The sequence below is a fragment of the Bradyrhizobium canariense genome (assembly GCF_019402665.1).
GTDB classification, from domain to species: domain Bacteria; phylum Pseudomonadota; class Alphaproteobacteria; order Rhizobiales; family Xanthobacteraceae; genus Bradyrhizobium; species Bradyrhizobium canariense.
Genome location: NZ_VSST01000039.1, coordinates 117,788 through 123,948 on the forward strand (window position 1 = coordinate 117,788; position 6,161 = coordinate 123,948).

Consider the following 6,161-nt stretch of genomic DNA (forward strand, 5'->3'; position numbering starts at 1 on the left):
ATCTCAACATCGACGTTACGCAGCATAACCCAGACCTTTACCTGGACAGAGTCGTGGAATCGGTTAAGATTCGTCGGTGAAGTGGCCCCGCCGAAAGTGAGGCTGCTGTGGAGGAATCCACGTCAACACTGATGAGATCGGAGTTGCTTCATGGCCGACGTGCGCCAATATTCGAACCTATTCGCCTGCCTCTACGACGAACCGGCACCGATCGGCGCGCTCGGTCGCGGCACCCATTATTCAGTCTTCCGTTGTGTTGAGTGGCTCGACGTCACGAGGCAGCGGCTTGATTACCCACAAATTCATGACTTTGCGGTGATCTGGGATGAAGATCACGATGAGCGCGTGATCGAGGCGGTCGAGCGAATCTACATGGCAGGCCTGCTATCCCCGGTGCAGTTTATTGGCGAACGCAAGGGCGGGCTGACCGCCATCGTTGCTGCTAAATTTTTTTTCAGCGGAAGCGAGGCCGACACCGCGGCTTATCGCGCCGCGATCGAGGCGATCGTCCAAGGGCTCGACGATCCGTGGCCCGCGGAGCTTGGCTCCTTCGACCGGTCACCTGGCAGCCGGCATCAGAACTTCTTTGAAGGCCTGATCCAGGACAGCGACCACCGAGTCGGGCTCTATCTCGGCAATATCGATTCGCTCTGGGGCCTTGGCACCAGGCCTTATTTGCCAGCGGCACCCGCCTATTTCCCTCCGCCGATACAGCCAACGGCTCCCGGCGTTATGCCACCCCCGCCGTCGCGCAAGCCATTCCCGCCCATGCCGCTGGCCCCACGAAGCTGAACCTCGTCATGCGCACGCTTAGTGAGCAGCGCTTCGAAGCGCTGGCGGGGTACACCCGGCAACCCCACCTGATCACGCTGCTGCAGGAAGCCGCTTGGTTCTCGACGCCCGACGAACGGCTGTTGGGCGTTGTGACCAGGGATCGCATAGACCACGATTTCGGCTGGATACTGCTCGGTCGCAATCGACGCCTGCGATTTCGCTGCATCGCAGTTGACGCATCTCTAACGTCGTTCGAAGTTGCCAGGGCTTCCCTCGCGGCTGCGATGACAGAGCACGCGCTCGAACCAGACTCCAGCTATCATCAGGGTGACGAGGACGGTCCGCCGGTCGATTTCTTCGCGCCGATCGTGCCCGAAGCGCGGCTGAATCCAACGTTCCGCATCCTGCTCGATGACCCACGCTATTCGCCCGCGCGCGAGCTCATCCAGGCGATGATGCGCTTCTATGAAGATGCCGACGGCAATTTCGTCGAGCAGTTCCAGACCACGGGCTTCGATCCTCGCGTGTGGGAACTGTATCTCTTCGCAACCTTTACTGAGCTCGGCTTCGCACACGAAGAAGGGGTTGCTGTGCCCGACCTGCTGCTCACTAGCCCGAAGGGCCGGCTCGCCGTTGAGGCAACGACGATCAACCCGCCGCAGCGGGGTAGCGCGCCCCAGCCAAAGACCGTTGCCGAAGCACGGGCCTATCTCGAAAATTACGTACCGATCAAAGTCGCACGAGCGCTCAAGCGGAAGCTTTACCATAAGATGCGCTACTGGACGGTGCCCGGGGCAGTGGGCATGCCGTTCGTAATCGCGCTACAGGATTTCCACGGCCCTCAATCGATGTCGCGCATCATCATGCCAGCAACCGAGTACGTGTTCGGTGTGCGCCATTCAATCATCGACGGTGCGCGCCGGATCGAGCGGATGCGCGAGCACGTCTACGAAAGCTGGCAAGAGCCGTCATATTTCTTCGGTCTACCCGAGGCAGAAAATGTCAGCGCGGTGATGCTCAATCCCGTCGGGACGATACCGAAGTTCGATCGTATGGGTTTCGTCGCGGGCTTCGGAGATCGCCGTCTTAGGATGACACACGCTGGCATCCGGCGCGGCGAGCTTGATCCCAAGGGGCCCGCCCCGTTGCCCTTTTCACGGGACGTCCACGCTCCTGGCTATTCGGAGAAATGGATCGAGGGAGCGGTCATTCTTCACAATCCGAGCGCGCGCATTCCGCTTGACCCCGAGATGATCCCGGGCGCCAATCATGAATTCCTCCAGCCTGACGGCTCGATCCTCTCACTGTTGCCAGACTTCCAGCCATACAGCTCCGGCACGGTGATCACGCTAGATGAGGGCGAGCCGCCCGGGCCGCCATAGATGCGCAATTGGCCGGATCATGCATTGGCCTCATCAAGGCGGATAAGGCGGCTCGCTTCTGCGAGTAGCCATTCTGCATGAGCGTCACCTTCATCGAGCTCCCAGCCATGAGCCTTGGCAAGCTCGTATCAGACGACATCTCGCGCCTTTGACCAAGACCAAGCCATCATTTTCATCATGCTTTTAACGCCAGCGGCCACTTCGAACGCGCGTGATCTGTGATCGTTGTATTCGTCGATAGCTTCTCGAAGCGGCGCGTTGGCCAATGCCATTCCCGTTACCAGATCGAAATCGACGTGATGGGGTGAATGCGGCGTCGCGGCTCCAACGATCTCACGTAAGTCGGCCAGCGTAAGGCTTTGTTCGTCGAAACCGGCTTTTCGACGCTTGAGCTCGGCTGTGACAGTGCGGCAATCGTGGCAAATCAGGACCTGTCGATATGAGCCAATAATAATTTGGCTTGCGGCGTTGTAACGGCGCCGAGCGAAGCTCTCCTCGTCATCTTCTGGCAGATAATCGACCACCCGATGGATGCGGGCGGTCCAGAGACCACGGTTCGATCTCCGACAAATTTCTCGTTTTGATCGACCGCAGCACGGGCATAGCCAATCCAGACCAGCCAGCATCCAAGTCTTGTTCCCGTGCTGGGCGGCTTCCACAGCCGCGAACTCGGCGTCTGTGGGCGCGCGAACCTTTGGCCGATGTTTGGGCTTGGGTGATTGGCCTGCACTGTCATTGGAGAGCGAGCGCATCTCGATCAACATGCCCAGCCTATGGCGGTAGCCTTGTGGTGCGGAGGAGGAGAACAGCCGATAGATAATGTCGCGGTCCTGAGCTTGGCCAAGAAGCCGCTGACCTGGCGCGATCTCCCGACGGTGTCGCCCGCCAGCGATCCTTTGGGCCATGCGCTCCGCGAAATCGATTCGATCGGCAAAGTCGTCCCTAGCGGCAAGCCAAGCCCGCCGCGCCTTTTCAATGTCAATGTCGTGAACTCTGTTCGCTGTAACGGAAATGAAGGTGGCGATCTCAGACGGCGCGAAGGTGAAATCGCGGTCTATTTCTGCTGCAAGCTCCAATTTGGCTCTACCCTCCGCCAGGTTGCAATCGATGCAGATAAGGGTCGGTTCGAACCGTTCGATCAGCGGCATAAGAGCATCTTTCGTACGGCTGACCTGAATATTTATATCGCGGTCATCCGTCCTCGGATTGCGTTCGCGATAAATCCTCTTGGCCCGATCAACGAGGTGGTCATGATGGAATTCGAGTCTGCAGAGCAGGATACCGCCGGTGCTCAATCTCGCGATTTGCGGCTTCTCCCGCTGGCAGCACGGACAGTTCCACTTTGTCCAGGTCGATGCCCAGCCGCTGTTAAGATCAAGTTTTGTCGTACCAAAACGCTCAAGCAGTGTCTTGGTGTTCGTGCTCCACCGGCCGTCACGCATATGCGCTATGGCAGACATGTTGTCGTCCGGAAGAGTATCGATGGACGGGACTTCGACAGTGACTATGATGTTACTTGTGTCGGTCATGTCAGTGGATTCCCCAAGCGCGGTAACGGCCTCGCCCCATGGTCTCCGGCACCCCGAGTCCAGAAACCAAATCCTGGGGTGGCGCGTCGCGTAATCTTGACTTCCTCGGCTATCATGCCAGCCGAGACAATCGGTCGTGTCATCACGCGGTCGACCAGCGCTGGCAGTCGCGAGGTTGAGCGCCGAACGAAAAGCTTGCGGACGACCAGGGTGTGCGCTTTCAGCCAGTGGTCAACGGGCGCATAGAAGGCGTCCATGTCGATGTGGACGATCTTACATTGCCGGGCAGGCAAAGCTGCCTGGTCGCCATCGTGCTCGACGGTCACGTTGCCAGCCCGGCTGCATCTTCCTTGACGCCGCGAGCGACGATTTTAAGCGACCCGTCCGAAAGCGGCCGCTGCAACTTCAAGACCTCGTCCGGAGGGGCCGTCATCCAGGTCTCGACTTCGTCCTGGGTTGTCAAGATCACCGGCATGGCCTTGGGGTGGATAGCGCCAACCTCGGCGTTTGGCTCCGTCGTGAGGAACGCGAAGATGTCGTTGGTGGTCTCGCCCTCCTTGACCTTCCGCACCGATGTCCAATTGGTCCAGATGCCGGCGAAGCAGGCGAGGGGACGGGTCTCATCGAACGCAAACCAGATATCACCGCCCTCGGCCTTGTTGAACTCGCTGAACGAGTTGAACGGCACCAGGCAGCGGTTTTCGGCTCCCAGCCATCTCATCCAGTGCTTGCTCTTCACGTTGCGGATGTTAGTCGTGCCGCCGTCTGGCTCCATCCGCAACAGTTCCTTGAAATCGACGGTCTTGCCTTTGGCCTGCAGCTTCTCGGCTCGTTTCTTGGTCGCGTCCATCAGCGCTTTTGACGACGACGGCATTCCCCAGCGCGCCGTAGCGAGTTCGCGGCCCTCGGCCCCGTTGCGCACGATCGGTGCCTTGTAATCGGGAAAAACCCCGGGCATCGGCGCCAGATTGCCGACGTATCGGTTCACGACGCGAAACAACGCGCTGATTGCGGCTTGGTTGGTCGTGATCGAGTAGAGATTGCAGATGTGGACGGCCCCCCACTTGTCAGGATGGTAGCAGACTTTTGACCTGATCGCTTGCTATCAGATGTCCGGCCTGTTTGCGCGGACAAAGTCCGCTGGCCAAGATGGTGTTCGCTACGCACGCTCCAAGCACATAGGCGACCTTGATGATGCCAGTGTAATCTACGGAAGCTCGCGCGTATCGACCGATCGGTCCTTCCATCTACTGCGTCCTGCAAGTTCGTGGGCTATCCGCCGAGCAACTCGCTCGCGGTGCCGATTTCAGATCAGACGGGCATGGCGGCTACCGGTCGGTTGTATACTCCGCCCGATATCATCAATCGCCAAGCGATACGGGCGAACTTGTTGGCCAAGGCCACCGCCACCAATTTCGGCGGCTTTCGCTCCAGTAGCGATGCAAGCCAGGGTGTGGGCTTATGACGGCCCTTTCGAATGTGCCTTAGCAGCGCGGTCGCGCCGACAATCAACGTCGATCGGAGCATTGAGTCTCCGGCCTTTGTGATTCCGCCATATCTTTGCCGGCCGCCCGTCGAATGATCCTTGGGTGTCAGTCCGAGCCAAGCGGCAAAGTCGCGGCCTGACCTGAACGTCTCCGGCGGCGGCGCCTTCATGCTTAGCATGGACGACCCAATCGGACCGACGCCGGGAATCGTCGCGATCCGCCTGCTGACATCATCGTCGCGGTGCCACCTCATTAGCTTGGCTTCGATCTTTGCCAGGCGGGCTTCGACCGTGGCATATTCCTCTGCTTGGAGTCGGAAGAGATCCTTTGCCATTTCCGGTAAGCTATCATCCTCGAGCACCCGCTTGATAAGTTGCGCGACATTCTGCCGACCGGCGGGGCCGACGATGCCAAACTCAGCCGCATAGCTCCTGAAAGCATTGGAAAGCTGCGACTTCACGCTGACCAGGCGTTCCCGCACAGTCATTAACATGCAGGCCGCTTGGCGTTCCTTCGATTTGACCGGTACAAACCGCATACTCGGCCGGGTGACCGCCTCGCACAGCGCTTCGGCATCGGCCGCGTCGTTCTTGCCCCGCTTCACGTAAGCCTTCACGTACTGAGGTGGGATCAGCTTCACCTCGTGACCGAACGACTGCAGCAGGCGCGCCCAATGATGCGAGCTGCCGCAGGACTCGATGGCGACGAGAACCGGTGGAAGCCGCTCGAAGTAGCGGATCATCTCGGCTCGCCGGAACTGGCGGCGGACCACCACCACCTCGTTCTCATCAACACCATGAAGCTGGAAAACCGACTTGGAAGTGTCCATACCGATGCGAACAGGAAGATTCATCAGACTTTCCTCTCATCTAGCTGTGACGCTGACAGCGCCATAGAACCGTGGGGATGAGAGGCCGTCCACACCAGCACATCGGTCAGGCTTCGGTCCGAGGGTGGCGCGGCTGCCACGCCAATTGTAGCAGAGTCGC

General features: G+C 59.3%; 6 protein-coding genes and 1 pseudogene. 2 read left to right on the forward strand and 5 right to left on the reverse strand.

Annotated elements, in window-relative coordinates; all coding sequences use genetic code 11:
* The first annotated feature begins 150 nt into the window (after nucleotides 1–150).
* Together FXB41_RS21145 and FXB41_RS21150 are read left to right on the forward strand one after the other, a co-directional pair.
* Nucleotides 151–792 carry a hypothetical protein gene (locus FXB41_RS21145; protein ID WP_219683082.1) on the forward strand — a complete coding sequence of 214 codons (642 nt, stop codon included), beginning with the start codon at nucleotides 151–153 and terminating at the stop codon, nucleotides 790–792.
* 8 nt (nucleotides 793–800) lie between these two features.
* Complete coding sequence (locus tag FXB41_RS21150; protein ID WP_219683083.1) at nucleotides 801–2,156, forward strand: hypothetical protein; 1,356 nt, start codon at nucleotides 801–803, stop codon at nucleotides 2,154–2,156.
* A 128-nt stretch (nucleotides 2,157–2,284) separates the two neighbouring features.
* Here the strand turns inward: FXB41_RS21150 and FXB41_RS21155 are convergent, their stop codons facing one another.
* The 5 genes and pseudogenes from FXB41_RS21155 to FXB41_RS21170 form a co-directional block, all read right to left on the reverse strand.
* The gene (locus tag FXB41_RS21155) at nucleotides 2,285–3,685 is read right to left on the reverse strand and encodes a hypothetical protein (RefSeq protein WP_219683084.1); all 1,401 of its coding nucleotides are present in this window, start codon (nucleotides 3,683–3,685) and stop codon (nucleotides 2,285–2,287) included.
* Nucleotide 3,686: 1 nt separating this feature from the next.
* Nucleotides 3,687–3,737: a hypothetical protein gene (locus FXB41_RS41985; protein WP_376707505.1), complete on the reverse strand. Its 51-nt coding sequence runs from the start codon at nucleotides 3,735–3,737 to the stop codon at nucleotides 3,687–3,689.
* Between the two features lie 67 nt (nucleotides 3,738–3,804).
* Nucleotides 3,805–3,942: pseudogene (locus FXB41_RS41990) on the reverse strand (RHE_PE00001 family protein); the annotation flags it as partial.
* Nucleotides 3,943–4,007: 65 nt separating this feature from the next.
* The gene (locus FXB41_RS21165) at nucleotides 4,008–4,733 is read right to left on the reverse strand and encodes an SOS response-associated peptidase (RefSeq protein WP_219683091.1); all 726 of its coding nucleotides are present in this window, start codon (nucleotides 4,731–4,733) and stop codon (nucleotides 4,008–4,010) included.
* A 263-nt stretch (nucleotides 4,734–4,996) separates the two neighbouring features.
* Nucleotides 4,997–6,025, reverse strand: a complete 1,029-nt coding sequence (locus FXB41_RS21170) for an IS110 family RNA-guided transposase (RefSeq protein WP_007600253.1) — start codon at nucleotides 6,023–6,025, stop codon at nucleotides 4,997–4,999.
* Nucleotides 6,026–6,161 lie beyond the last annotated feature (136 nt).